Here is a 24,876-nt window from a genome sequence, read left to right as displayed (position 1 = left end):
GCGCGCGAGGGTTCGACGCCATCGTAATGATTAACCGGTCATCAGGGCGTCGTTGATCGAGCAGGCCGCGGGCCCGAGGATCACGATGAACAGCACCGGGAGGATGAACAGAATCAGCGGGATCGTCATGATCGCGGGCAGGCGCGCAGCCTTTTCCTCGGCGCGCATCATGCGTTCGTTGCGGAATTCGCCCGAGAGCACGCGCAGTGCCGACGCCAGCGGAGTGCCGTATTTCTCGGTCTGGATCATGGTCGTGACCACGCCGCGGATCGCATCGAGATCGATGCGGTTGGCCAAGTTCTCGAATGCCTGGCGGCGGTCGGTGAGGAAGCCCAGTTCGATCGCTGTCAGCGCGAATTCGTCGCCCAGTTCGGGATAGGCCTTGCCCAATTCCTTCGAAACTCGGTGGAACGCGGCATCGACCGTGAGTCCCGCTTCGGCACAGATCACCAGCAAGTCGAGCGCGTCGGGAAGCCCCTTGCGGATCGCGTGACTGCGCTTGGTGATCTTGTTCTTGAGATAGAGATCGGGCGCCTTGTAGCTCAGGATGAAGGTCACGGCGACCAGGCCATATGCCTTGAGCGGGCTCCAATCGGCGACCATGCTCGTGCCATAGACGGCATAGAGCATCGGCCCGCCGATCACTATCGGCAGCACGAGCCGCCCGAAAATAACGCCGACCGCCCATTCCTTCCGGCGGATGCCCGCCTGGAGCAGCTTGGTCTGCGCGATCTTGACCTGGCTTTCCTGCAGCACCTTCATGCTCGAAAGCAGCGCGCGGATCTTGTCGGTAGTGTCAGTCTTCTGGACGAGCTTGGCGCGGCGCTTGGAAGTCGAGGCGGTGATGCCCGCTTTCAATTGCTCGCGGCGCTCCTGCAGCGCCTTGACGCGCCCGCGCATCGGATCGCGCACCGTCGTCGCCATATAGATTGCGAAGAACACGGAGGCTGCGGCCACGGCGGCGAGCAGGGTCGCCACCCACAACACGTCGATGCCGAGCACCGTAGGACCTTGGGCTGGTGTCATCGCATCAGATCTCGAAATTGACCATCTTGGCCATGATCCAGGCGCCGAGCGCCATCCAGACCAGACCGCCGCCGCCGGCGACCATCAGGCGATCGTCCCTGAAGAAATTCATCATGTAATTGTTGTTGATGAACCAGACCATGGTGAAGACGACGAACGGCAGGCACCCGACGATCAACGCGGATGCCTTGGATTCCGAAGACATTGCCTTGATCTTGAGCTTCATCTGGCTGCGCTTGCGAAGCACGTCGGCCAGATTGGCGAGCGTCTCGGCGAGATTGCCGCCGGTCTCGCGCTGGATCGCGATGGTGATCGTGAAGAATTGGAACTCGGGGGTGCCGAGGCGATCCGCGGTGTCCTGAAGCGCCGAATCGAGGGTGCGGCCGATCTTCATCTTGTCCGATACCGAGCGGAATTCCTCGCCGACCGGGCCATCGACTTCGGCGCCGACGATGCCCATCGTCTCGGTGATCGGAAGGCCCGAGCGCAAGCCGCGCACGAGAAGCTCGATCGCATCAGGAAACTTCGCCGTGAATTTGTTGATCCGGCGCTTGATGAAGAAGCTCACCGCTTTGTGCGGCAGCCCCATGCCCACGAACAGTCCGACGGCGAGCGACAGCCAGATCGGCGCGCCCTGGATGAACAGCAGTCCGCCGACCACGAGGGTTAGTCCCCCCGACGCAAGCATATATTTGCTGAGCGTCCAGTTCTTGCCGGTCATGTTCAGGCGCTTCTGGAGCTGGGCCGGATTGGGCAGGAAGCGTGCGGCGTTGATGTCGGCGCGCGTTGCTCCGCGCGTGACGCGGCGCAGCTGCGTCTCCATGGCGTTGGCGCCCACGGCGCTGACGACGTTGCGGTCCTTGATCCCCGACAGCCGGCGCGAGCCGGCGCGCTCCGCCGAGGGTCCGGAGAACGCGAGCATCATCAGCATGAGCACCGCCATGGCACCGCCGCCGATCATCAATACGGGCATCAATTCCATGCCGCGCGAGCCTCCAGAACCATCACAATGCCGCGCACCATAAATGCGAAGTGGTTACTTCTTTGCCTTCGATCCGAGCTTGAGCTTGAACTTGCTCATAAGCGAATCGCCCTTCGCGCCCTTGGCCGCCTTGTCGTCGCGCTCGCCCGAATCGGTGATCGTGGTGATGCGGTCGGCCAGGTCGGTCAGCGGCGTGAAGCCCTTATTGCCCTTGGCGACTTCGGCCAGCGGCTTGCCGAGCTTGGCGGCCTGAGAGGCAAGCTTCTGCTCGAAGGGGATCGCGATATCGATCTTGCGTTCGATCGAGCCCTCGAAATCCTTGCGGCTGATCTCGAGCATCGCCGCGGGCTGGACCCGATTGGCGACGACGATCACCTGCGTCTGCGGTGCGTTCGACTTGAACCAGGACAGGATCCGGATCGCATCGCGCGCCGAGGCCAGCGAGAGTTCGGTGACCAGCACCGCCACCTGCACGTCGGTGATCAGATGCGGGTGGTTGACCAGCATCCCGCGCGGCAAATCGATGACGGTCGATTCGAACGCCCCGCGGATTTCCTCCTGAAGCTGATAGAATGCCGCGCCGTCGGTCATTACCGGCGAGTGGATCGGTGCTTCGGCCGAGAGCACCGAGAGCCTGTCCGATGCCTTGACCATGGCGCGCTCGATGAACAATCCGTCGATCCGGCTGGGATTTTCAATCGCATCGGTAAGCCCGCGGCCCGGCTCGAGATCGAGCGCCAGCGCGCCAGTGCCGAAATGCACGTCGAGATCGAGCAGGGCCGTCGAGCGGCCATGCTTCTCGCTGAGCAGCCAGGCCAGCGAAGTCGCCAGCGTCGAAGCGCCGCAGCCGCCCCGCGTGCCGATCACCGCAACCGCGCAATGCGGGCGGTCGCTTGCCGATTCGGTCGCCTTGGGCGCGTTGAGCGCCACCTGGGCCTGGGCAAAGGTGTCGCGCAGTGCGTCGGGATTGAGCGGCTTAAGCAGATAATCGTGGATGCCGCTGGCAACCAGGTCGCGGTACAGCCGCACATCGTTGACCTGGCCGGAGGCGATCACGACCGTGCCGGGCTCGCAGACTTCGGCAAGCGCATTGATGTCGTTGAGCGGGTCGCCGCTCTCCGAGAGGTCGACGAACAGCACTTGCGGGCTCGCCGAGACCGACAGAGTCTGGACCGCGTTGCGAAGCCCGCCCTTGTTGACCTTTTCAGGCGACCAGCCGAGCTCGACTGCGATCGGGCGCAGCGCTTCCGCCGTCGCCTCGTCGCAGACGAATGCCGTGAAGGGCTCGCGATGCGCAGTGCGCGCGGGATTGAATGGAGCGTTCACTTGCCGCCACCCTTCGTGGCTTCAGACTTGAGGACGGTGCCGCCGGCCCCACTGGGCGGGGCGTCGCGCAGCGCCTTGATCGCGCGAGTACCGGTCGCCGGATCGGTGGTCGGCCCGCCGGGCACGCCGCGCACCAGATCGCCGGGATCGGCGACCATCGCGGCAAGATTGGAATTGGTCGCGCAGCCATAGTTCGAACTGGTGCTCGCCGAGAAATCGGGCGTGTATTCGCGCGAACGATCGGGGCAGCCGGGAACGGCCGCACTCATTCGCGTGACGACCACGCGGACTGTGCCGGGTGCGATCTGCCCCATCGTCACCGGCGCCCTGGCATCGAGCAGCAGCCCGTAGCGATTGGCTTCGGCAGCGACTTCGTCGCGCGCGGTCGAGCCGCCGGCGCCGTCGTCGATCGAGACATGATCGCCATAGCCGAGCCGCATCGACTGCATCCACCCCGCGAGCCGCTGGCCTTCGCCCGGCGCCAGGCCATAGCCTGAGGTCTGCAGATCGAAGACGTAATCGGTCCGCTGGACGATCGGCTGGTTGGCCAATTCGACCCCGCCATTATAGGTCCCGCAGCCGCTGAGCAGCAGCGCCGGGACCAGGAGCAGGGGGGTGAAGCGCGCGGACATTGCGTATCTCCTCAGGGGCATTTCAGAAGCCGAAACCGGGGGCAGCCGCAGCCGAACCGGATTTCTTGCTTGATTTGGACTGCTTGGGCGCAGGCGCCGTGGCAGGCTGGTCGCGGCGCTGCGACGCGGGCGCGGGTGCCAGCGGAGCCGGCGTCATCGCGCCGACCGAGGGCTGGCCGCTCGGCTGCGCCATGCTCGGCTTGGGCCGATCGGCAGGCGTGCTACCGCTCAGCTGGCCGCCGATGATGCGCTGGAAGTCGTCCGGCGCCTTATAGCCATCGGTAGGCAGCACGATCTGGTTCGCGTTGACCGGCTTGACCAGATACGGGGTGATCACGATCACCAGCTCGGTCTCATTGCGCTGGAAGCTGTTCGAGCGGAACAGCGCGCCCAATACCGGCACATCGCCCAGGCCTGGGGCTTTGTTGATCAGATTGTCGTGGCTGTTGGTCATCAGGCCCGCAATCACCATCGATTCGCCCGAGCCGAGCTCGACCGTGGTCTCGGCGCGCCGCGTGGTTAGCGCCGGGATGGTGGTGCCATTGGGCATCGTAACTGCGCCCGCGGCCGACAGCGACGATACTTCCGGCTTGACGCGCAGCGAGATGCGCCCGTCCGAAAGCACAGTGGGCGTATAAGCCAGGCTGACGCCATATTGCTTGTACTCGACCGAGACTGCGCCGAGCCCCTGGCTCACCAGCAGCGGAATTTCACCACCCGCCAGGAACGTGCTGGTCTCGCCCGAAAGCGCGGTGAGGTTGGGATTGGTGAGGGTGGTCACTTGGCCGATCCGCTCGCCAAGATCGAGCGCGCCGAGCACGTCGAGCCCGAGCAACTTGCCCGCAAAGCCCAATGCGGTGTTCGCCGTGCCCTTGTTGAAGGTGTAGGCCGAGCCCGTGCCCGGATAGACGAAGTCGCCGCGGCGCGGATCGTAAGGCAGGCTCACCGTGCCCGCCGGGAAGCCGAACTTCGAGGAAGCATCGAGCACCGGCAGGTTGGATACGTCGGGTGTGGTGATCGTGCCCGGCACGCGCGTGCCGGACGAGACGCCGAACTGGAAGCCGCTGGTCTGATCGCGAGTCAGCAGATTGACGCCGACATCCTTGACGAAGGTGCGGCTGACTTCGGCGAAACGCACCTGAAGCTGCACCTGCAGCGGCGTCGCGGTCTTGAGGCGGCTGACAATCTGCGTGTCCTTGCCGACAAAGGCCTGGACGAGACGCTCGGCCTCGGCGGCATCGCCCGGCGACTGGATCGTGCCGGTGAGCAAGACGAGGCCGTTCATCGGCGTCGCGATGATCTTGGCATCTGGCATTGCGAGACTCAGCATCGAAGCGATCGAATCGATATTGTTACCGACGCGGACCGTGCTCGCATAAACGACGCGGCCGGTCTTGCTGGTCGCATGCACCGTGGTTTCGCCCGGCGCCTTTGCGAAAATGTAGATCTGGGTCGACGAGCGGACCTGAACATCGGCGATCGCTTCGTTCGCGACGAACACGTTGGTGATCGGCGAATCGAGCGTGACCAGCCGGCCTCGGCCCGTGTTGAGCTGGGTCAGCGACGTGCCGGGCGCGGTCTGCGCGGCAGCGGGCACGGCGACTCCCGCCATCACCCCCGCCGCTAGGATCGCGAGCGGCAGCCCCAATGGCTTGGCCAGGATGCGCATCTTAGTTCTTCCCCCCGAGCGGAACCACCGTGACGGTGTTGCCGCGAGTAATTGTGACGACCGGTCCAGGCGCAACCGGCATGGCGCCGCCCGGGAACGGTGTGCCGCCCGGCGCCATCATCGGCGGGCCGCCTGCCCCCCGCTCTTCCTTGGGCTTGCCGGGTACGGTGCTGCGCTGGAAGCGCGACACGTCTGCACCGGTGGCAAAGGTTGCGCCGCCCTCGACGGGGCGGGCAGCGACGCGGGCGAGCATTTCCTTCTCGCCCTTCGCATCGGTTGGAACCTTGACATCGCCGCTGGCGATTGCCGCTTCCAGATCGCCCTGATTGTCGGCGATCGAGCGCAGCGAGAGCGAGATGGTGCCCACGGTCTGCGCGACTGCGATCTTCTCGGCTATCTTGGGCGTCGCCTCCAGCGTGACGGTCGAATAGGTGCTGACGACAGTGTTGCCCTTATCGTCCACGCCCTTGTCGGTGCGCTGATCGGTGGCGAGCACGCGCAGATTGCTGAGGATCGTCTCGGAAGCCTTGAGCGGAGGGCCATCGCCGCCGCCCGACACCGACTGAGTCAGCACGAGATCGACACGATCGCCCGGGAATACGAAGCCTGCGACCGAGCTCTGTGCCGACACCGGAACCGTGACGGCACGCATGCCGGCGCCCAAAGCGGCGGCGAGGAAGCCGCGGTCGCCCGGCTTGACCAATGCGCCCTGAGTGAGCGGCTGGCCCGCGGGAATCGCGAATCGCACGACAGTGCCCTGGAGCTTGGGCGGCTCACCCTGGCCCTTGATGTAGTAAGCGCCTTCAACCAGGTCCTTGGGCCACGGCACGTATTTGACTGCCTCGGCATCGATGATCGTGCCCACGGGCAGCGCCCGCGTGGCGACCATCACTTCGACAGTGTTCTCAGGCGACATCCCTGCAGCGTTCGGCGCAGCGCCGGCGATCGGCGTCGGCGCGCCCACCAGGATGTTGCGCGCCATGAACGCGGTGATGCCGGCAATTACCAGCGCTCCGAAGAGCAGGATCAGCTTGCGTGCGTCCATTTCGCGTCAGGCCTTCTCAAATTTCGCGCCGATCTTGGTTTCGGCGGCGTTAAGCATTCACTGGAATTGGTTAAAAATCGGTTCGCGCAGCACCAGCAACGTCGCCATTGCGATCGCCACGCCATAAGGAATCTCGAGCGGCATGCCGCCGCGGCGGCGCAGTCTTTTCTCTGCGATCATCAAGAGCGTGAGTGCGCCGCCGATCAGCGACATCAGGATCAGCATCCAGATCAGTGGCTGCACCGGCAGCCACAAAGCGAGCGCGCCGATCAACTTGACGTCGCCCCCGCCCATCTGCCCGAGCGCAAAGGCGCCCGCAAAGAAGGCGAATACGATGAGCGCGACGCCGATCTGCAGCGCCATGTCCGGCCACACCGCCAGCCCGTTCGCCCACCACCAGGGGAGCGCGAGCAGGGCAATCGCAGCATTCTTCCAATTGGCGATCTCGCGCTTGCGCGCGTCCTCGACCCCTGCTGTCACCAGCAAGATCGCAAGCGTCACGACCAGAAAAGGCGCAAACAATTCCCCCATCACAGGCAAATGCCTAGACGTGACCGCTTATCAAAACGTAACCAACGGCCATGACAGGACCGATTTCAGTGCGCCGCGCGATCCCAGAGGGCGCAAAAATCCATTTCTGGACCTCGCCCGCGGGCGAATCGCTGCGCGCCTTCGCCTGGCCCGCCGCCACCGCCAAGCCGCGCGGCAGCATGCTTTTTCAGGGCGGACGGGGCGATATCTTCGAGAAATATCTCGAGGTCTTCGCGCATTGGCATGCCCAGGGCTGGACGATCACCTGGTTCGATTGGCGCGGGCAGGGTGGCTCGGGGCGCCTGACGCCCGCGGCCAATTGCGGGCATATCGGGGACTTTGCCGACTATATCGCCGATTTCCGCGCCTTCTATTCCGAATGGCACGCCAGCACGCCCGGGCCTCATGTCGTGATGGGGCATTCGATGGGAGGGCATCTGGTGCTGCGCGGGCTGACCGAGGGCGCTGCGGCGCCCGATGCGGCGGTGCTGATCGCGCCGATGCTCGGTTTTAAGAGCGCGCTGCCCTTTGCCGAGAGCTTTGCGAAACTGCTGGGAGGAGTCGGCGATTCGGCGCGCCCGGCGTGGAAGACCAACGAGAAGCCCTATACCAGTGACAGCCGCTATTCGCTGCTCACGCACGACAAGGAACGCTACGAGGACGAGATCTGGTGGCACAATGAAAAGCCGGAGATCGTAACCGGGCCGCCCAGCTGGCGCTGGGTGATCGAGGCGTTCCGATCGATGCGCGAGCTGCGTGACGATCCGCGGCTCAAGCGCATGTCCGTCCCCGTGCTGATGCTCGTCGCCAAGGCCGATGGGCTGGTCGACGGCAAGGCAGCGCTCAAGATCGGCGCGAAGCTCAAGGATGCGCGGATCGTCGCCTTCGGCAAGGAGAGCGCGCACGAGATCCTTCGCGAGGTCGATCCGGTGCGCAATCGCGCGATCGGCGAGATCGACCTGTTCCTGGCGGCGAGGGCGCAGCAGCGTTGAAATACGATGTCGCGATTGTCGGGGGTGGAATTGCCGGGGCGAGCCTCGCCGCCGAGATCGCGCCGCACGCTCGCGTGCTGGTGCTCGAAGGTGAGGACCGCCCGGGCTATCATTCGACCGGGCGCTCGGCCGCTTTCTGGTCCGAGACCTATGGCGGCCCCGATATCCAGCCGCTGACCACGGCTTCGGGCGCGCTGCTGGAAGCGGGCGGCTATCTCGATCCGATGGGCTCGCTCCATATCGGCCGCGCCGAGGAAGCGGCACAGATTCACGCTTTCCTCGCCGAATTCGCAGGCAGCGGCGTTCCGCTCAGCCTTGTCGATCCGCACGCCTTTATCCCGGGGCTGCGGCCCGAATGGACGCTCGGGGTGCTGGAGCCGAGCTGCCAATATATCGATGTCGGTCGTCTCCATGACGACTATCTCAAGGCAGTGAAGCGCGCGGGCGGCGAACTAATGCTGTCCGCGGGGCTCGAATCGGCGGTGCATGACGGGCATTGGCGCATCGAGACGCGCGCCGGCAGCTTCGAAGCCGATGTCCTGGTGAACGCGGCGGGCGCCTGGGCCGATCCGGTGGCGCAGGCGTGCGGCGTCGCACCGATCGGCATCCAGCCCTATCGGCGCACGATCATGCAATTGAAGACCGAGCCGGCGCCGCCCGAGGGCAGTCCGCACGTCGCGCATATCGGAGGCAGCTTCTATTGGAAGCCCGAGGCGGGCGGGCGGCTGTGGCTCAGCCCGCATGACGAGATCGCCTGCGCTCCCTGCGATTCGCAGCCCGAAGATCTCGACGTCGCAGTCGCGATCGACCGCTTCGAGCATGTCGTCGATTGGCGGATCGAAAAGCTCGAGCATAAATGGGCGGGTCTGCGCAGCTTCGCGCCCGACCGTCTGCCGGTCTATGGCTTCGACGCGGCGCAGCCCGCTTTCTTCTGGTGCGCCGGGCAGGGCGGCTTCGGGATCCAGACCGCGCCCGCTGCTGCCAAGCTGGCGGCGGCATTGCTGCTTGCGCATCCGCTCGACCCGACCCTTGGGCTTGATCCCGCCCGCTATTCGCCCGCGAGATTTGGCCGATAGCAGCTAGTTCCGTCGGCCCGTCCGCTCAGTCCAACGGTTCGTCCCATAGGCAGGATGCAGGGGTGTACGCGGCGGAATCGCTCTGCTTAGGACACTGCAACACCCAATCTTCCTGACCGGGGGGTCCCATGAATTTCCGAGCATTTGCAGCGCTGTTTGCGCTGGTGGCTTCGTGCATCCTGACGACGGCGGCTCCCGCCGAGGCTGCAGCCGCCAAGAGCCGCTTCTGGCAGTGCGCAGTGTTCGCTCGCGAAGTTTCCAGCGTGAAGATTCACGGCAATGCTTGGACCTGGTGGGACCAGGCCGCAGGCCGCTACGAGCGCGGACATCAGCCCGAAATCGGTTCGGTGATGTCGTTCAAGAAAACCGGTCGTAATCCCTTCGGCCATGTCGCGATGGTGTCGCGCATCCTCGGTGACCGCGAAGTGCTTCTCACCCACGCCAATTGGTCGCGTGCCGGCGGCATCGAGCGCAACGTCCGCGCCGTCGACGTCTCCCCGGCCGGCGACTGGAGCCAGGTCAAAGTATGGTTCGCCCCCAATGGCGATCTCGGCACGTCGGTCTATCCGGTCAACGGCTTCATCTATGGCGGGAACACTCGCGAGGACGATCTGCCGGCGCAGCCTTCGTTGGAGCTTGACCTTACCGATCTGGTGCTCGAAACCAACCTCGGCTGATCCTGGCCGCCAGATACAAAGGGCCGTGGGAAACCGCGGCCCTTTTTGCGTGTAGCGCCTGCCTCAGATCGGCTTGAAGGTCATCGCCACGCCATTCATGCAATAGCGCTTGCCGGTCGGCTTAGGACCATCGTCGAACACGTGGCCGAGATGCCCACCGCAGCGGCGGCAGTTTACTTCGGTCCGCGCCATCCCGAGCGAGCGATCGGTGCGCGTGATCACGGCATTGGGCGCGGGAGCGTAGAAGCTTGGCCAGCCGGTCCCGCTCTCGAACTTGGTCTTCGAATTGAAGAGCGGCAGCGCACAGCCCGCGCAGGAGAAGGTCCCGCGGCGATGCTCATTGTTGAGCGGGCTGGAATAGGGCCGCTCGGTGCCCTCATGCCGCAGCACATTATATGCGGCGGGCGAGAGGCGCTTCTTCCACTGGGCATCGCTGAGGTTGAACTCGAAGCGCTGCGCGGCCTCGGCGGGATTGGTGCATGCGGCGGCAACTGCGCCGATCCCGGCGAGGGTGAGGAAGGTGCGGCGGTCGGTTTGCATGCGGCTTATGTGGAGCCGCGCTACCCTCGCTGCAAGGAGGGGGCCATGGCTGGTTAGTAGTGAGTCAGCTCCACCGGCATCTTCTTGTAGCCATGGACGAAGCAGGCCGCGACGCGCTCGACTTCGCCCGTCACGTTTACCCGCAGCCGGCGCTTGGCCATTTCCTCGAGCAGGATGCCGATCTGCAATTCGGCGAGCCGCGCGCCGACGCAGCGGTGGATGCCGTGGCCGAACGCCAGATGCCGCCGCGCATTTTCCCGATCGACGATGATCCGGTCGGCTTGCGGGAAGACGCTCTCGTCACGATTGGCCGAGACATACCAGAGCGCCAGCTTGTCGCCCTCGCGGATCTTTTGCCCCTCCAGTTCGGTGTCCTGCATCGCCGTGCGGCGCATATGCGCTAGCGGGGTCTGCCAGCGGATCAGTTCCTGGACGGCATTGGGGATCAGCGCCGGATTGGCCTCCAGCTTGGCGCGCTCTTCGGGAAACTGATTGAGCCCCCAGGCATAGGCGCTCATCGAATTGCGCGTAGTATCGTTGCCGCCGACGATCAGCAGGATGAGATTACCCAGGAACTCCATCTGGTCCATGTGGCTCATGGCGTCCGAATGGATCATCATCGAGATCAGATCGGGCGTCGGCTCCTTGCCGACCTTGCTCTGCCAGAGATTGCCGAAATAGGCGGCGCATTCGAACAGATGCTGGCGGCGCTCCTCCTTGCGGACGGGATCGCGGGCGATTTCGATATCGCCGGCCCAATCGGACCAGAAGGTCAGCTTGCGGCGGTCTTCCCAAGGAAAGTCGAAAAGGATTGCGAGCATCTGGGTGGTCAGCTCGATCGAGACCTGATCGACCCAATCGAACTCCTGCCCCACGGGGAGCGAATCGAGGATTTCGGCCGAGCGGGTGCGGATATTCTCGTTCATCCGCACCATCTCGCTGGGCGTGAAAGCGGGGGCGACGGTGCGGCGCTGGCCAGTATGCTTGGGCCGATCCATCGCGATGAACATCGGCATCTTGATATCGCCTTCCTGCATGTCGGCGATGGTGATGCCGCCGGCTTCGGACGAATAGATATCGGGGAGCAATTCGACCTGGACGATTGGCTTGTAGGTGGAGACCGACCAGAAGGGGCCAAAGGCGCTGTGCTCGGTATAATAGACCGGCGCCTTCTCACGCAGCTCGGCAAAGGGGGAGTGCCAGGTGTCGTCGCGATAGAGCTCGGCGCGGCTCATATCGAGCGGATCGACGACATTCTCCAGCGGACCAGTCGCGAGCGTAGCCATCCATGCCTCTCCTTTAAGGAGAGAAGAATGCCTTAATTGACAGGAGTGTCAATAGCGGCGCGGCGGCGTTTCCAGAAGGGTGGGCTGCCGGATTTCAAAACGCCTCTGCGGAACAAGCGGGCACCGATGGTGACAGTGATGACAACCCACAATGCCTGCCAGCCCAGAGCAACTAGGTGGGGCCAGATCAGGGGTGAATTGCCGGCGCGGCCGATCATCGCAAAGGGCGAGCTGAACGGGAAGGCCTCGGCAGCGAACGCCACCCAGGTGCCCGGAGTCGCCGTCGCGGCGAGCGCGAGCCCGAACATGCCCATCTGGAAGAAAGTGATCGGCAGGGACAGCATCTGCAGCTCGCGCTGGGTGTTGGTCTGCGCGCCGAGGCTGAGGAACACTGCGCCGAGCAGCATATAGGCCATGGTGAAATAGGCGATGAAGAGCAAAGGGAAGGCAATCGGGCCGATCGCCGGCGATGCCTCTCCGAATGCGTTGAACAGGCCATCGGGGATGAGCTTGGCGCCGTTGACGATCAGCGTCGCCCAGAAGGCAATGAACAGCACCGCAACCGCGAACATCGCGATGAGCTTGCCGAAAAACACGCTTTCGAGCGGGATTGCGGCGGCGAGGATTTCGATGACCTTGTTCGAGCGCTCCTCGGCCATCGTGCCGACTGCCTGGCCCGAGAGGAACAAAGTCAGGAAGAAGATGCCGAACACGCCCGCCGAGGCGACCTTGCCCTTGCCGCTGAACGATGGCTGGCCGCGGGTGACTTCGGTGCGGGTCGCGGTGCTGAGCGGGCCGGAGGCGCCGGCCCGCTGTGTACGCAACGCCTGCTCGGCGAGTTGGGCGAGATATTGCCCCTCGCTCCAGCCATTGGGCACATAGAGGATCTCGGGCTTGTCGAGCGGGCCATGGAGCACCGCTGCCGCTTCGAACTCGTGCGAATCGAACATCGCCCGCGCCTGTCCCGCAGGATTGGCTTCGGGGCTCACCACGGTCAGCGGCGGCGGCGTCAGCTCGCTGCGCTTGGGGAAGAGCGTACGAAGCTGCTGGTCGACCTGCATCAGCGTTGCCGACTGGGCGGGGGGCGCGATCACGACCATGCGAAGCTTGTCGCCGCCGCTCTCAGTGATCGAAGCCGCACCCAGGCCGCCGATGACGCTGAAGCTGAGAAAGATCAGCGGGGCGAGAAGGAAGAGCAGGAAGGTGGGGGTGAACACCGTCGCAGTGAAATCGCGGCGGACGACAGTGAAGGTCTGGCGCAGTGACCGCTGGAACTTGCTCATGCCGCGGCCTCCGCTGCCTGCTCGCCGACGATCTTGACGAAGGCATCGTGCAGCCCCGGCCGTTCGATCGAGAGCCCCGAAATGCCGTGCCCGGCGTCGATCAGCTGGACGAGCAATGCTTCGATTCCTTCGGACGGCATGGTGAAGCGCCAGCTGCCATTCTCGCGCTCGGCATCGGCGGGAAGCAGCGCGCCGGCGCCTGCCGCATCATGATGTGGGGTATAATGCGCCTTGAACGGCAGCAGCGCGCGGGCCTCGTCCACCGTACCTTCGAAGCGCACCTTGCCGCCGGCGATGATCGAGATGCGGTCGCACAACCGCTCGGCATGCGCCATCACATGCGTCGAAAACAGGATCGTCGCGCCGCGATCGCGCTGGGCGCGGATCAGCTTTTCCAGCCGCTCCTGATTGACCGGGTCGAGCCCCGAAAAGGGCTCGTCGAGCACGAGCAGGCTGGGTTCGTGGACGACCGAGCCGAGCAACTGGACCAGCTGGGCCATGCCCTTGGAGAGCTTGCGGATCTTGTCGTCGACGGCGTGGCTCAGCCCCGCGGCTTCCATCAGTTCGAAGGCGCGCTTGCGCCCAACTGCCCAGGGCAGCCCGCGTAGCGCACCCATGAAGGCGATCGCCTCGCGGCACTTCATGCTGGGATAGAGCCCGCGTTCCTCAGGAAGATAGCCGACCAGATCGCTGGCATCGCGCGGATTGCTCTCGCCCAGCAGCGAACGTTCGCCGCCATCGGGCTCGATGATGCCGAGCAGCATGCGCAAGGTCGTGGTCTTGCCGGCGCCGTTGGGGCCGAGCACGCCATAGATCATGCCCTTCGGCACTGCGATATCGACGCCGTCGACTGCGCGGCGGCCCCCGAAACGCTTGACGAGGCCGCTGGCGGTCACCGCCAATTGGCTGCTCAAAATCTGTCCCCTCCGAATGCGCTTTGGTGGTAGCGGGTGCGCGTGCGCGAAGACAAGCCACTCGAAGGGCTAATAAAGGCCAAAGCTGCGGAAATCGGGTTCGCCGCGTGCGGGATCGCGCGCGCCGACGCCGCGCCGGCCGCGGGCGTGCGGCTGCGCGAATGGCTGCGCGGTGGGCGGCACGGATCGATGATCTGGATGGAGGAGCGCGCGCACCACCGCGAGAGCCCGGCGGGTTTGTGGCCGGAGGTGCGCTCTGTGATCTCGCTGGGGATGAGCTACGCGCCGTCGGGCGATCCGCTGGCGCTGGCCGGAGTGGGTGAGGCGGGCCGGATTTCGGTCTATGCGCAGGGGCAGGATTATCACGATGTCGTGAAGCGGCGGCTGAAGGAGTTGGCGCGGTGGATCGTCGGGGCGGCGAAGGACGTCGATGTGAAGGTGTTCGTCGATACCGCGCCGGTGATGGAGAAGCCGCTGGCAGAGGCCGCGGGGCTGGGCTGGCAGGGCAAGCATACCAATCTGGTCAGCCGCGAGCACGGCAGCTGGCTGTTCCTGGGGGCGATCTACACGACGCTCGAGCTGGCACCCGATGCGGCGAAGCAATCGACTTGTGGGAGCTGCAATGCGTGCGTGGCGGCGTGCCCGACCGATGCCTTTCCGGCGCCGTTCCAGCTCGATGCGCGGCGGTGCATTTCCTATCTGACCATCGAGCATAAGGGGCCGATCCCGGAGGAATTCCGCGCCGCGATGGGCAACCGGATCTATGGCTGCGACGATTGCCTGGCGGTGTGCCCGTGGAACAAGTTCGCGGCCGCGGCGAGCGCCAACCTCGCTTTTGCCCCGCGCGCGGAACTGACTGCGCCCGCGCTGGCGGACCTCCTCGCGCTGGACGATGCGGGGTTTCGCGAGGTCTTCTCGGGCTCGCCGATCAAGCGGATCGGGCGCGACCGGATGGTGCGAAATTGCCTGATCGCGGCGGGGAATAGCGGGAGTGCGGCGCTGGTGGGGCCGGTGGGGACGTTGCTGGACGACGCGGATGAGACGGTGCGTGAGGCGGCCGGGTGGGCGCTGGAGCGGCTGAGCCAACTTAGCTGAGGAACCTAATCGCGCCCGCGATCAAATGTTTGTGGGCGTAACGACCCATGCTAGCCCTGTTGGATAGTCGGGGGGCAGAATAATGTGGTTTTCGACAATCCTATCCGGCGCGGCGCTGCTGGCGGCGGCGCAAGACGTTCCCCAAGGGAAATGGGTCGACATCACTGTTCCGGAAAATGGGAACACCGCGTGGTTTGTCAATTCCGAGACCATTCAATCTTCAGGCACTACGCGGATCGCGGAGGTTCGAATAGTTGCGCCCGGAAACGCCGCGGGGGTCGCCACGAAGATGGAAGTGGATTGTCGCACGAATCGTTACAGGCTGCCTGCGTCCTCTGGCGAGTGGGCAGCCGACGACCCGGAACATTCGCGCAGGATATGTGAGGGGAATTTCGCCGGATTGCTGCGAGTGGATCGACCAGTGGGAGCCATTGACGAGATGGCCGATCCTCCTGTCCCGAGGCTGGGTATTCTTGCCGTGGGTTCCAGCGGCGCCGGCGCTCTATCTGCCAGCGATGTGCAGGGAGGCAATTCCCCGCTCCTGGGGCCGTCCCGACCTTTCGACGAATGGCTGCTTCGAGTGCCCCAGGGCACCTCCTTTTGCGTCAATATACAATCCGCGGCCGACATATTCATCGCCGTGAAAAGCACCAATGCCGGCGGAGGGACCGGAGGGAATTTAGGCGGCGGGGGTGACAGGGGCCAAGGAGCGAGCGCTCGCTACTGCGCGATTTCGCGAACCGACCGAGACATGGTGGTGCAAGTTCAGGGGCGTGGTGCAGATAGCGCGGGCGCTTATTCGATAAGTGTGGTGAAACGATATTGATCGGGGCGTGAGCCGATTACCGCCCGACGCGCGTCAGTCGATTGATCAAGGCCGCTTCGCCAGTGCCGCCACACAGCTGGCTTGATCGATCGGGCCGCCGGTTCGTTGGCGGGTGTCAATATAGGTGACAACCGGCTCGCCGCGGCCTTTGGGGTAGAGATAGGCGTCGAGGACGCAGATCGGGCCGGCGAACTGGAGTTTGCGGGCATTGCCCTCGGTCATGTCGAGGTGCGGCTTGCCGAATTGGGCGACCAGGCGCGCTGCGTTCTGGCCGCTGATCGCCGAGACGCTGGCGGGGGGCGGAGGCGCGTTGCTCGGCACCGGCACATAGCCGGCCGAGCGCACCGGGGCGGTCTCACCGCCACAGGCCGCCAGCGCCAGCGTGCCGACCAAAATCCAGAACCTCATGCGCGCTTGCCTCTGTGAAATGCGTGGGTTGCCATCGCCGCGCCGATTACGGGGGCAATGAAGTTGAGCACCGGCACGAGCAACAGCCCGGTGCCGAACATGCCCAGCACGAACCGCCGAAACACGGTTCGGCTCCGCCATTTGGGCAATTCGCCCACTTTCATGTGCCGCGCCGCGACCATATCGCCCAGGTCGCGTCCCAGCAGCCAGGAATTGACGACGAAAAAGGCGATCGCGGTGCCCACGCCGGTGATCAGCAAAGCGAGATAGATGGGCGAGAGCGCCAGGTTTATCAGGATGATCCTGAGCCCCGATCCGAGGCCCATCGCGATCGAGCGGCCGAGCGGTACGTCGCGGGCGTCGGCATGCGCGCCGGGATAATGCTTGGCCTCGACCGCGGCGACGATTTCGTCGGCGAAGATGCCGATCACGCCGATCGCGATGGCGCGGAACAGCAGCCAGTGCGCGCCCAGGATCACGACGATCACCGCGATATCGGCAAAGGTGCCCGCGTTGGCGCCGATCCAGCGGTCGGTCGCCCAATGCACGCCATACCACAGGCCGACGCCAAGCACTGCGAACAGCACGATCGTGACAAGCAGCGACTTGAGAAAGACCATCGCCACCGGGCGATCGAGCAATTGCCCCAGCGAGAGGAAGAACGCCTGGATCATTGCGCTTGTCTCTGCCCCTCTCTAGTGCCTCGACGCAACTTAATTGGAGCACAAACTTGACCAGCCCTACCTATGACGTGGTCGCCATCGGCAATGCGATCGTCGACATCCTCGCTCAGGCGGAGGACAGCTTCATCGAGGAAATCGGCGTCGCCAAGGGCTCGATGCAACTGATCTTCTCGCCCGAGGAAGCCGATGCGCTCTATGCCAAGATGGGCCCGGGCCGCGAAGTATCGGGCGGCTCGGCCGGCAACACCGTCGCCGGCATCGCCGCGATGGGCGGCAAGGCGGCGTTCATCGGGCAGGTCGCCGACGATCAATTGGGCGCGGTGTTCGCGCACGATCTGCGCGCCGCCGGCGTGCATTACGATACTGCAGTGCGCCCCGGCCAGCCGACCACGGCGCGCTGCCTGATCTTCGTCACGCCCGACGGGCAGCGGACGATGAATACCTTTCTCGGGGCCTCGCAGTTCCTGCCCGAAAGCGCGCTCGATCTCGAACTGATCGCCGATGGCGCGATCCTCTATCTCGAGGGGTATCTGTGGGACCCTGAAGAGCCGCGCGCGGCGATGAAGAAGGCAATCGAAGTGGCGCGCGCCAACGGCCGCAAGGTGGCCTTCACGCTCAGCGACGTCTTCTGCATCTCGCGCCACGGCGACGATTTCCGCAAGCTGATCGAGGACGGGCTGATCGACATCCTGTTTGCCAATGAAAGCGAATTGCTGGCGCTTTGCGAGCATGAGAGCTTCGAACAGGCAGTCGAGCATATCCATGGCAAGGTGCCGCTGCTGGTCGTCACCCGCGGCGAGCAGGGCGCGATGGCACTGCAGGGCACCGAGCGCGTCGAAGTCGGCGCCGAGCCGATCGCGCGGCTGGTCGACACCACCGGCGCCGGCGACATGTTTGCGGCGGGCTTCCTGTTCGGCCAGGCGCAGGGCCGGGGCTTGAAGGAGTCGCTGACGCTCGGCGCGGTCTGCGCGGCAGAGATCATCCAGCATTACGGCGCGCGCGCCGAGGCGGACCTCAAAAAACTGGCGGCGGAAATCGCCTAATGGACGCGCTGGGTGCGGCTTTGTCCGTGCCCAGCCGTACCTCGACGACCACCGTTCCTGCTGGCAGCGCCGAGAGCGTCGCCTGCGCGGCGTCGTCTAGCGACGCGGTCACCGGCGCGTCCTTTGCGAAGCCGCTAATGCCTGCGCGCCGCCACAATGTGGGCCGCGTCTCCTCGAAGCGGGCAAACTGCGACATCTGGCCATTGACGAATTCGCCGTCGGGGAAATACTTCCACGAGGGCAGTGCCTCGCAGATGCTGGCGATCGTCTGGGCCTGCGCTGCGGCGGTCTTGCGCAGGCATTCGCTGTTTTCCGCGACGTTCCAAGCGCGCACCGCCAGGATCTGACGACAGATGGGGGTCATCGCCGGCAATACACCCTCGCGGGTCTCCTTGCGGCACCTGTCTACCTCGATGCAGATATTGCCTGCATCGATTTTGGCATAGCATTCGTCGATCTTCTTACGAGCCGTTTCGGGGCCATAGTGCAGAAGGTTGGTCGCCGGCATCTTGAGCTCGGACCGGCATTGGGGTGAGCCGCTCTTCCAGTCATTATCGCCGCGGCCGACGCCGTGGAGGATGATCCGCCCCTGCTGGTTGTCGAATACCTGCAGCCCGAGCGTCAGCCACAAGGGTTCGCACACCCGCTTGCGCGCCTCTTCCATCGCAAGGCGCTTGCCGCCGGCCCTGAACTCTTCGGGTTTAGCCAGTCGCGAATGAAACCGGTAGCCGTCGATCTTGTAATAGCGGCGGCATGAACTTCCGACCCGCTTGGGCGCCTCGATCGGGACAAGCATGCCCGTTGCGCCCAGCCGCTGCTCGACTTCGGCTGGGATAGTGCACGGATCGGCTGGTTCCGGGCCCTCTCCTGCCAGCGATCCCAGCGAGGCGAAGACGCCCAGCGCGGCGATGAACAGGAAAGTCGAGAGATTGGTGAACAGATCCGAATAAGCGATCCAGATGTTGAACTTCTTGCCCTTCATGGTGCGGCCTGATGGCCGGCCGCGGCGGGCGCTTCGACGGTTTGAAGCGCCCGCTCGAGCAGCAACTCGGTCGAAAGCCGGGGACCGTGCCCGCGCAGCCATTGCGCCGCCATCGCGACGAGCACGCCGAGCATGCTGATGCCGAGCGCAAGTCCCATGCAGCCGACGAAGGACGTGGCGGTGGAGAAGTCCTTATTCTGCGAGATCGCAGTGAGGTCCATCGTCGATAGCCCGACCGCGAGCCCCAGGAACGTCGCCGTGATCCCCATCGTCACGAAGATATTGCCTGGTGGCTCGTAAAGCTGTTCGTCGCGGAATACGGATTCACGCAGATCGCCGATCAGGCCCTGCTTCGCCTGGGAGGGGCTCGTACGGTCGGCCGTCAGCATCGCGCTGATAGCGACCAGCATTCGCACGAACGATGCGTAGCGGACTGCGAAATAGGTCTGCCCACCGATCGTTGCAGCGGTGACCAGCATGACCAGGAGGGACAGCGGCCAACCGTCATTCCCGACCGGCGGGAAACCCTCGATCGCGATCAGGAAACCGAGCACGTAAAGACAGCTGAATCCGCTGGCGACACCCAGAAACGCGTTCTTCTTGTAATCGAAGACTTCCAGCGCATCGCGGACCGGCCTGGGAAAATTGTGATCGCGAAATTTCGGATCGATCTTCTGGGCATGATGCATGGCCAGGAGCGCGCCCAAAATCGCGCCGAGCAAAACTACCAAAGCGGTCAGCGTCGGTTTGTTGTTGGCGTTCTGCGGAAGGATCATAAGCCACACCAGGAGGGCGGTCAGAGACCCTCCAAGGAAGACGAACATCCATATTCCGCCAGCGGTACGCACGAAATCGCCGATACCGAACCGTTGCGGATTGATCGTCGCCATCTTGCCCCCTCGCGTCTATACATTACGCGACGGCGGACCGTGGCGCTGAAGATACGCATAGACTGGCGCCCGTGATGGTTCGGATTTGTAACCGGCCCCCAAATACGCTTCACGAAATCGCTGATCGAATTGTAAGCTAATACTTCCAGCGCAAACCGATCACGCCTTTGCTATGGACGATGTTTCGCCATGTCTATCGCGCTTTGCCGAGTTTATTCTCCGTTTCGGTGGAAGGTTACATCCACTGTGGTGGGGATGTCGTGTAAAAAGAAAGACCGGGAGGGTGCCCTCCCGGCCTTTCATCTTCGCCGTCGGTCTGGCGCATGACGCCCAGGCCATTCTGCTTAAACCCGGACGACGACCTTCAAATAGGTCGCCGGGATCTCGGTGGTGTCCGCGCCGCGGTTCTGGCTTTCGAACAATTGCTGGAGTTCGGCCTGAAGTTCGGCGCGGCGGCCGGATGCTTCGGCGGCCTCGAAGGCATTCATCGTCGGGCCGTAATAGTCGCGGAACACCGTCAGGAAATCCGCGGGCTTGCCGGGATAGCGGAAGGTGTAGGTCGCGCGCTCGCAGGAGATTGCGTCCTGGGCAATGCCCGCCGCGCCGAAACGCTCGCGGACCCTTTCCTCCAGACCCCAAGTCACCGGGCTGATGAAGCCGGCGGGCGGCGCGGGCGTGTAGGCGGCGCAGGTCTTGAGGATGTGCGCGATCAGCGTGGGATCGCCGGGAATCCAATTGCCCATGACGATGCGGCCGCCAGGACGCGTGACGCGGACCATCTCGCTTGCGACATCCTCGGGGCGGGGGGCAAACATCGCGCCGAAGATGCTCACCACCAGATCGAAGCGATCATCTGCAAGGCCGGTCAGTTGCGAAGCGTCGCCTTCCTCGAAGCGGAGGTTTGCGAGGCCGGCCTCCTGGGCGCGGCGATTGCCTGCGGAGACGAGGTTCGACGCAATATCGACGCCGAGCACGTTCGCGCCGCGGCGGGCCGAGGGCAGGGCAGTGGTGCCGTCGCCGCAGCCGAGATCGAGCACTTGCATGGCGGGGGTGACGCCCAGACTCTCGATCAGTTCGTCGCCGCTTTCGCGCATCGTCGCCGCCAGGCGCGTGAAATCGCCTTTTTCCCAAAGGGCCTTGTTCGGGTTCATCTTGAATACTCCTCTTGCATGGAGGGGCGCCGGCTAAAGATTGGCCCGGCAAGCGTATATGTCCGCGCCGCCGGAATGATTGACCGAGACGCCGGAACTGCTCAGGCGGCCGCGGCGAGCTTTTCGGTATGGCGCTTCCAGGTGGCGGGCGGCTCGCCATATTCGCGCTTGAAGGCGCGGTTGAATGCCGCTTCCGAGGCGAAGCCGACGCCGCAGGCTATCGCCGCGGCATTGTCTCCCTCGAGCAGCCGATTGGCCGCGACACGCATTCGCCATCGTGCGCAATAGCGCATCGGGGGCTCGCCGAGCAGTTCGGCGAAGCGCTCGCCCAGCACGGTGCGCGACACGCCGGCTTCGCGCGCGAGCGTGTCGACATCGAGATCGTCGGCATAACGCGCGTGGATCACCGACAGCGCGCGGGCGACTGCAGGGTCGCGCAGTCCGGCGAGCCAGCCGCCCTGACCCTCGGCCAGGCTCTCGGCATATTGCCGTACGGCATGGGTAAAGAAGAGCTCGGAGATGCGGGCGACCATGATCGGGGCCGAATGCAGCTCACCGGCCGCGACCCGCAACGAGCTGTCCAGCCAATCGGCCGAGAGCGTTTCCCTGCCGACGACGAGTGCACCGGGCAGCGCATCGAGCAGGGGATGGTTGCCGCTCAGCACGCCGAGCCAGCCGCAATAGCAATCGGCTTCCTCGCCGCCGAAATCCATCGTGATGCGGTTGATCGGCGCACCGGGGTCGCGGCCGACAAACCGAGCGATATCGATGGGCGCCTCGCCCGGGCGAGTGAACAGGAAATGCGGCTGGTTGCGCGGGAAGAAGATCATCGATCCTTCCCGCAGCTCGATCACTTCCTCGCCGGCGATCTGCGAGAAGATCCGGCCCTTTCGCACATAATGATAGGAGATGATGTCGAGCGGGATCGGGAAATAGGGGGCGCAATCCTCGGGCGTCATCTGCGAGACGACGCACCAGTCGCCGGTCGTCCGCGTGTCGAACACCACGCCCCCGTTCAGCCGCAGTGAGGCGAATATCTCGTCGAGCACATTCACTGAAACCGGCCCCCTTTGGCATCTTCGCCATTGTGCAGGCTATGTTGGGGGTGCGGCATACGGCAATTCTGCTGAGACGGGTATGCGACCAAAGCAAAGGGCCGGAGGATTGCTCCCCCGGCCCCTTTCTCGTTCGGCTTTAGCCTCAGTGCGTACCCGGCACCGGGGGATCGAGCTCTTCATAGGCCTCGTGCTCATGCACTTCGTCGAGCCCGCGGCCGACATGGCTGCGCGAACGGCTGTAGCCGAAATAGACGGCCAGGCCGATCACTGCCCAGATCAGGAAGAGGTAGATGCTCTTGTGATCGAGGCTGGCGAACAAATAGACGCAGCCCAGGATCGCGATCGGCGCGGTGATCGCCACCAGCGGCGTGCGGAACGGACGCTTGCGGCTGGGATCGGTGCGGCGCAGCACCATCACTGCGATCGAGACCGCTGCGAATGCGAACAGCGTGCCCGAGTTCGAGATGTTGGCGAGCTGACCGACCGGGAAGAACGCGGCGAACAATGCCACTGCGATGCCGGTGATGATCGTGATCACATAGGGTGTGTTATACTTGGGGTGGATCTTCGAGAAGGACTGCGGAAGCAGGCCGTCACGGCTCATTACGAAGAAGATGCGGGTCTGGCCGAACATCATCATCAGGATGACCGAAGGCAGGGCCAGACCGGCGGCTAGGCCGAGTAGGTTGCCGATCTGCGGCCAGCCGATTTCACGCAGCGTGAACGCCAGCGCTTCCTTCGAGCAGACCACGTCCTTGAAGCCTTCCGCCGCGCGCGTGGCGCACTGTGCGGCAAGCTCGCGGCTGCCGGGATCGAGCACCTGACCAAGCGGTCCTGTGACCGGCTGGGTGCTGAGGCCTGGCGCGCCGATCACGCCGGCGGCGACCAGCAGATAGAAGATGGTGCAGACGGCGAGAGAACCGATCAGGCCGATCGGCATGTTGCGCTGGGGGTTCTTGGTTTCCTCGGCAGCGGTCGAGACCGCATCGAAGCCGACATAGGCGAAGAAAATCGAAGCCGCGGCCATCGAAATGCCGACAAAGCCGGTGGGAGCGAATGGCGAGAACTGCTCGGAATTCATGACCGGCACCGCCAGCAGGATGAACGCGGTGAGCGCAGTCACCTTGATCGCGACCAGCACAGCGTTGACTGTGGCGCTTTCCTTGGTGCCGATGACCAGCAGCCAGGTGACCAGGCCGGCGATCGCCATTGCGGGCAAGTTGATCATGCCGCCATCGAACGGCCCGAGCACGAAGGTATCGGGTATGTCTATCCCTGCGGCATGCTCGATCAGGCCTATCACATAGCCTGCCCAGCCGACCGAGACGGCCCCTGCGGCCACGGCATATTCGAGGATCAGCGCCCAGCCGACCATCCACGCGATCAGTTCGCCCATCACGGCATAGCTATAGGTGTAGGCCGAGCCGGAGACCGGCACCATCGAGGCCATTTCGGCATAGCAGAGCGCGGCGAAGGCGCAGACGAAGCCGGCGATGATGAACGAGACCATCATGCCCGGGCCCGCTTTCTGCGCTGCCTCTGCCGTGAGAACGAAGATGCCGGTGCCGATGACGGCCCCGATGCCCAGCATGGTCAGCTGGAACGCGCCGAGCGTACGGTGGAGCGATTTCTTCTCCGCTGTACGCAAGATAGCGTCGAGTGATTTTACACGCCCGAATATCATGGAAGGTCCCCTAGAAGCGGCATCTGGCGCGCCGCCTTACGATTGAAAGCCGCGAGCCTAGCCGCAAATCGGGGAGGCGCAAGCCGTTATCGCGCCAGCATCGGCCCCAAGGGCGCGCCCGCAAATATGTGCACATGCAGATGCGGGACTTCCTGCCCGCCATGTTGGCCGACATTGGCAAGCAGGCGGTAGCCCGGCTCGACCATCCCCGCCGCGCGCGCGACATGCCCGACGGCGCGGACGAAACCGGCGATCTCGGAGTCCGCCGCGCGGGTGGAGAAATCGTCCCATGAGACATAGGCGCCCTTGGGGATCACCAGGATGTGGCGCGGTGCCTGGGGCGCGATATCGTGGAAGGCGAGGGCGAATTCGTCTTCGTATACGGTCTTGTTGGGAATCTCGCCGCGAAGGATGCGTGCGAAGATATTGTCTGGATCATAGGGCTGGGTGGCGTCAATCGGCATTGCGGGCGGCCTTTTCATCCAGACCCGACACGCCTTCGCGGCGGGCGAGTTCGGCGCGGACGTCGTCCAGCGACACGCCGGCATCGGCGAGGAGGACGAGCAAGTGGAAGAGGAGATCGGCGGCTTCGCTGGTCAGCGCGGCCTGGTCTTGGGCAACAGCGGCGATGACGGTCTCGGTGGCTTCTTCGCCCAGCTTCTGCGCGATCTTGAAGCGCCCCTTGGCGGTCAGCTTCGCGACGTAAGAGGAGGCGGGATCGCCCAGGCGGCGTTCGCGGATCGTCTGTTCGAGGGTGTCGAGCGTATCGGCCATGGTTCCCGGCTGCTTGAGCCGGAGAGCCAAGTCAATCCTCGGTGCTGACCTTCGGGGCCTTGCGGAAGCGCGCGCGCATGCGGCTGCGAACGAACCACAGGCCCCCGGCGGCGCAAGCGGCGAGAAGGATGTCGGAGAGCTCGGGCATCGAGCGCGTGCCGGCCACGCCTGAGTGCGGCGGCTCGTCGGCGAGCGCGGGTGCGGCGATGAGGAGGAGAGGGATGGCGTAGCGGAGCATGGGGTGAGTTTTAGCGGAGGGGGGTTGGGGAAGGGTTAAGCTCCTCCACCACCCTCACCCTTCCC

At 64.5% G+C, this 24,876-nt stretch carries 26 protein-coding genes; 5 read left to right on the top strand and 21 right to left on the bottom strand.

Annotated features, from left to right (window positions below):
• Positions 1-30 precede the first annotated feature (30 nt).
• Genes ACZZZM_RS16360 through ACZZZM_RS16330 form a run of 7 tightly spaced genes read right to left on the bottom strand, consistent with a single transcriptional unit; the run spans position 31 to position 7,211 of the window.
• Positions 31-1,026, bottom strand: a complete 996-nt coding sequence (locus tag ACZZZM_RS16360) for a type II secretion system F family protein (protein ID WP_463596138.1) — start codon at positions 1,024-1,026, stop codon at positions 31-33.
• Between the two features lie 4 nt (positions 1,027-1,030).
• On the bottom strand, positions 1,031-2,008 hold the full coding sequence (locus ACZZZM_RS16355; RefSeq protein ID WP_463596137.1) for a type II secretion system F family protein: 978 nt from the start codon (positions 2,006-2,008) through the stop codon (positions 1,031-1,033).
• A gap of 54 nt (positions 2,009-2,062) precedes the next feature.
• Complete coding sequence (locus tag ACZZZM_RS16350; RefSeq protein WP_463596136.1) at positions 2,063-3,334, bottom strand: AAA family ATPase; 1,272 nt, start codon at positions 3,332-3,334, stop codon at positions 2,063-2,065.
• Positions 3,331-3,966: a CpaD family pilus assembly protein gene (locus tag ACZZZM_RS16345; RefSeq protein WP_463596135.1), complete on the bottom strand. Its 636-nt coding sequence runs from the start codon at positions 3,964-3,966 to the stop codon at positions 3,331-3,333. The genes ACZZZM_RS16350 and ACZZZM_RS16345 overlap by 4 nt, the downstream gene beginning before the upstream one ends.
• A 22-nt stretch (positions 3,967-3,988) precedes the next feature.
• Positions 3,989-5,635: a type II and III secretion system protein family protein gene (locus ACZZZM_RS16340; protein WP_463596134.1), complete on the bottom strand. Its 1,647-nt coding sequence runs from the start codon at positions 5,633-5,635 to the stop codon at positions 3,989-3,991.
• A 1-nt stretch (position 5,636) separates the two neighbouring features.
• A complete protein-coding gene (gene cpaB / locus ACZZZM_RS16335) occupies positions 5,637-6,680 on the bottom strand; it encodes a Flp pilus assembly protein CpaB (protein WP_463596133.1) in 1,044 nt (347 codons plus the stop codon).
• Positions 6,681-6,737: 57 nt separating this feature from the next.
• Positions 6,738-7,211: an A24 family peptidase gene (locus ACZZZM_RS16330; RefSeq protein WP_463596132.1), complete on the bottom strand. Its 474-nt coding sequence runs from the start codon at positions 7,209-7,211 to the stop codon at positions 6,738-6,740.
• A 50-nt stretch (positions 7,212-7,261) separates the two neighbouring features.
• Between ACZZZM_RS16330 and ACZZZM_RS16325 the strand changes: the two genes are divergently transcribed.
• The 3 genes from ACZZZM_RS16325 (at position 7,262) to ACZZZM_RS16315 (ending at position 9,956) form a co-directional block, all read left to right on the top strand.
• Positions 7,262-8,203 carry an alpha/beta fold hydrolase gene (locus ACZZZM_RS16325; RefSeq protein WP_463596131.1) on the top strand — a complete coding sequence of 314 codons (942 nt, stop codon included), beginning with the start codon at positions 7,262-7,264 and terminating at the stop codon, positions 8,201-8,203.
• On the top strand, positions 8,200-9,279 hold the full coding sequence (locus ACZZZM_RS16320; RefSeq protein ID WP_463596130.1) for an NAD(P)/FAD-dependent oxidoreductase: 1,080 nt from the start codon (positions 8,200-8,202) through the stop codon (positions 9,277-9,279). The genes ACZZZM_RS16325 and ACZZZM_RS16320 overlap by 4 nt, the downstream gene beginning before the upstream one ends.
• Before the next feature lie 128 nt (positions 9,280-9,407).
• Positions 9,408-9,956, top strand: a complete 549-nt coding sequence (locus ACZZZM_RS16315) for a CHAP domain-containing protein (RefSeq protein ID WP_463596129.1) — start codon at positions 9,408-9,410, stop codon at positions 9,954-9,956.
• A 63-nt stretch (positions 9,957-10,019) separates the two neighbouring features.
• Here the strand turns inward: ACZZZM_RS16315 and msrB are convergent, their stop codons facing one another.
• The 4 genes from msrB to ACZZZM_RS16295 are packed head-to-tail and all read right to left on the bottom strand — an operon-like array spanning position 10,020 to position 13,979.
• A complete protein-coding gene (msrB, locus tag ACZZZM_RS16310) occupies positions 10,020-10,496 on the bottom strand; it encodes a peptide-methionine (R)-S-oxide reductase MsrB (RefSeq protein WP_463596128.1) in 477 nt (158 codons plus the stop codon).
• Positions 10,497-10,549: 53 nt separating this feature from the next.
• Positions 10,550-11,782 carry a cytochrome P450 gene (locus ACZZZM_RS16305; protein WP_463596127.1) on the bottom strand — a complete coding sequence of 411 codons (1,233 nt, stop codon included), beginning with the start codon at positions 11,780-11,782 and terminating at the stop codon, positions 10,550-10,552.
• A 32-nt stretch (positions 11,783-11,814) separates the two neighbouring features.
• Positions 11,815-13,065 carry an ABC transporter permease gene (locus ACZZZM_RS16300; RefSeq protein WP_463596126.1) on the bottom strand — a complete coding sequence of 417 codons (1,251 nt, stop codon included), beginning with the start codon at positions 13,063-13,065 and terminating at the stop codon, positions 11,815-11,817.
• Entirely contained in the window at positions 13,062-13,979 is a 918-nt protein-coding gene (locus tag ACZZZM_RS16295) for an ABC transporter ATP-binding protein (protein ID WP_463596125.1), read from the bottom strand. Before ACZZZM_RS16295 ends, ACZZZM_RS16300 begins: the two co-directional genes overlap by 4 nt.
• Positions 13,980-14,021: 42 nt before the next feature.
• Between ACZZZM_RS16295 and queG the strand changes: the two genes are divergently transcribed.
• Positions 14,022-15,074, top strand: coding sequence for a tRNA epoxyqueuosine(34) reductase QueG (gene queG / locus ACZZZM_RS16290; RefSeq protein WP_463596124.1), 1,053 nt, complete (start codon positions 14,022-14,024; stop codon positions 15,072-15,074).
• An 871-nt stretch (positions 15,075-15,945) separates the two neighbouring features.
• On the opposite strand, the gene ACZZZM_RS16285 is transcribed toward queG, so the two are convergent.
• Both ACZZZM_RS16285 and ACZZZM_RS16280 read right to left on the bottom strand, forming a co-directional pair.
• Entirely contained in the window at positions 15,946-16,308 is a 363-nt protein-coding gene (locus ACZZZM_RS16285; protein ID WP_463596123.1) for a hypothetical protein, read from the bottom strand.
• The gene (locus tag ACZZZM_RS16280) at positions 16,305-16,982 is read right to left on the bottom strand and encodes an EI24 domain-containing protein (protein WP_463596122.1); all 678 of its coding nucleotides are present in this window, start codon (positions 16,980-16,982) and stop codon (positions 16,305-16,307) included. Before ACZZZM_RS16280 ends, ACZZZM_RS16285 begins: the two co-directional genes overlap by 4 nt.
• A gap of 56 nt (positions 16,983-17,038) precedes the next feature.
• Between ACZZZM_RS16280 and ACZZZM_RS16275 the strand changes: the two genes are divergently transcribed.
• Positions 17,039-18,034, top strand: coding sequence for an adenosine kinase (locus ACZZZM_RS16275; protein ID WP_463596121.1), 996 nt, complete (start codon positions 17,039-17,041; stop codon positions 18,032-18,034).
• On the opposite strand, the gene ACZZZM_RS16270 is transcribed toward ACZZZM_RS16275, so the two are convergent.
• From ACZZZM_RS16270 to ACZZZM_RS16235, 8 genes are all read right to left on the bottom strand, one after another.
• Positions 18,006-19,016: a hypothetical protein gene (locus ACZZZM_RS16270; protein ID WP_463596120.1), complete on the bottom strand. Its 1,011-nt coding sequence runs from the start codon at positions 19,014-19,016 to the stop codon at positions 18,006-18,008. The two genes, ACZZZM_RS16275 and ACZZZM_RS16270, sit on opposite strands and share 29 nt — an antisense overlap.
• The gene (locus ACZZZM_RS16265) at positions 19,013-19,906 is read right to left on the bottom strand and encodes a hypothetical protein (RefSeq protein ID WP_463596119.1); all 894 of its coding nucleotides are present in this window, start codon (positions 19,904-19,906) and stop codon (positions 19,013-19,015) included. Before ACZZZM_RS16265 ends, ACZZZM_RS16270 begins: the two co-directional genes overlap by 4 nt.
• Positions 19,907-20,250: 344 nt before the next feature.
• Entirely contained in the window at positions 20,251-21,057 is an 807-nt protein-coding gene (locus tag ACZZZM_RS16260) for a class I SAM-dependent methyltransferase (protein ID WP_463596118.1), read from the bottom strand.
• Positions 21,058-21,158: 101 nt separating this feature from the next.
• On the bottom strand, positions 21,159-22,112 hold the full coding sequence (locus tag ACZZZM_RS16255) for an AraC family transcriptional regulator (protein WP_463596117.1): 954 nt from the start codon (positions 22,110-22,112) through the stop codon (positions 21,159-21,161).
• Between the two features lie 145 nt (positions 22,113-22,257).
• Entirely contained in the window at positions 22,258-23,799 is a 1,542-nt protein-coding gene (locus tag ACZZZM_RS16250; RefSeq protein ID WP_463596116.1) for an amino acid permease, read from the bottom strand.
• 86 nt (positions 23,800-23,885) lie between these two features.
• Positions 23,886-24,263: a histidine triad nucleotide-binding protein gene (locus tag ACZZZM_RS16245; protein ID WP_463596115.1), complete on the bottom strand. Its 378-nt coding sequence runs from the start codon at positions 24,261-24,263 to the stop codon at positions 23,886-23,888.
• Positions 24,253-24,573, bottom strand: coding sequence for a phosphoribosyl-ATP diphosphatase (locus tag ACZZZM_RS16240; protein ID WP_463596114.1), 321 nt, complete (start codon positions 24,571-24,573; stop codon positions 24,253-24,255). Before ACZZZM_RS16240 ends, ACZZZM_RS16245 begins: the two co-directional genes overlap by 11 nt.
• 31 nt (positions 24,574-24,604) lie before the next feature.
• Positions 24,605-24,811: a hypothetical protein gene (locus tag ACZZZM_RS16235; RefSeq protein ID WP_463596113.1), complete on the bottom strand. Its 207-nt coding sequence runs from the start codon at positions 24,809-24,811 to the stop codon at positions 24,605-24,607.
• Positions 24,812-24,876: the final 65 nt, after the last annotated feature.

The organism is Sphingomonas sp. AC522, assembly GCF_979258125.1.
The sequence above is the reverse complement of the archived record's forward strand: the minus strand, read 5'-3'. Positions and strand labels throughout refer to the sequence as shown.

Coding starts and splice junctions, on each gene's coding strand:
- cpaB (WP_463596133.1), bottom strand. CDS start 6,680: ATGGACGCACGCAAGCTGATCCTGCTCTTCGGAGCGCTGGTAATTGCC.
- ACZZZM_RS16330 (WP_463596132.1), bottom strand. CDS start 7,211: ATGGGGGAATTGTTTGCGCCTTTTCTGGTCGTGACGCTTGCGATCTTG.
- ACZZZM_RS16250 (WP_463596116.1), bottom strand. CDS start 23,799: ATGATATTCGGGCGTGTAAAATCACTCGACGCTATCTTGCGTACAGCG.
- ACZZZM_RS16265 (WP_463596119.1), bottom strand. CDS start 19,906: ATGGCGACGATCAATCCGCAACGGTTCGGTATCGGCGATTTCGTGCGT.
- ACZZZM_RS16305 (WP_463596127.1), bottom strand. CDS start 11,782: ATGGCTACGCTCGCGACTGGTCCGCTGGAGAATGTCGTCGATCCGCTC.
- ACZZZM_RS16355 (WP_463596137.1), bottom strand. CDS start 2,008: ATGGAATTGATGCCCGTATTGATGATCGGCGGCGGTGCCATGGCGGTG.
- ACZZZM_RS16260 (WP_463596118.1), bottom strand. CDS start 21,057: ATGAACCCGAACAAGGCCCTTTGGGAAAAAGGCGATTTCACGCGCCTG.
- ACZZZM_RS16340 (WP_463596134.1), bottom strand. CDS start 5,635: ATGCGCATCCTGGCCAAGCCATTGGGGCTGCCGCTCGCGATCCTAGCG.
- ACZZZM_RS16280 (WP_463596122.1), bottom strand. CDS start 16,982: ATGATCCAGGCGTTCTTCCTCTCGCTGGGGCAATTGCTCGATCGCCCG.
- ACZZZM_RS16235 (WP_463596113.1), bottom strand. CDS start 24,811: ATGCTCCGCTACGCCATCCCTCTCCTCCTCATCGCCGCACCCGCGCTC.
- ACZZZM_RS16245 (WP_463596115.1), bottom strand. CDS start 24,263: ATGCCGATTGACGCCACCCAGCCCTATGATCCAGACAATATCTTCGCA.
- ACZZZM_RS16360 (WP_463596138.1), bottom strand. CDS start 1,026: ATGACACCAGCCCAAGGTCCTACGGTGCTCGGCATCGACGTGTTGTGG.
- ACZZZM_RS16240 (WP_463596114.1), bottom strand. CDS start 24,573: ATGGCCGATACGCTCGACACCCTCGAACAGACGATCCGCGAACGCCGC.
- ACZZZM_RS16300 (WP_463596126.1), bottom strand. CDS start 13,065: ATGAGCAAGTTCCAGCGGTCACTGCGCCAGACCTTCACTGTCGTCCGC.
- ACZZZM_RS16325 (WP_463596131.1), top strand. CDS start 7,262: ATGACAGGACCGATTTCAGTGCGCCGCGCGATCCCAGAGGGCGCAAAA.
- ACZZZM_RS16285 (WP_463596123.1), bottom strand. CDS start 16,308: ATGAGGTTCTGGATTTTGGTCGGCACGCTGGCGCTGGCGGCCTGTGGC.
- ACZZZM_RS16315 (WP_463596129.1), top strand. CDS start 9,408: ATGAATTTCCGAGCATTTGCAGCGCTGTTTGCGCTGGTGGCTTCGTGC.
- msrB (WP_463596128.1), bottom strand. CDS start 10,496: ATGCAAACCGACCGCCGCACCTTCCTCACCCTCGCCGGGATCGGCGCA.
- ACZZZM_RS16270 (WP_463596120.1), bottom strand. CDS start 19,016: ATGAAGGGCAAGAAGTTCAACATCTGGATCGCTTATTCGGATCTGTTC.
- ACZZZM_RS16345 (WP_463596135.1), bottom strand. CDS start 3,966: ATGTCCGCGCGCTTCACCCCCCTGCTCCTGGTCCCGGCGCTGCTGCTC.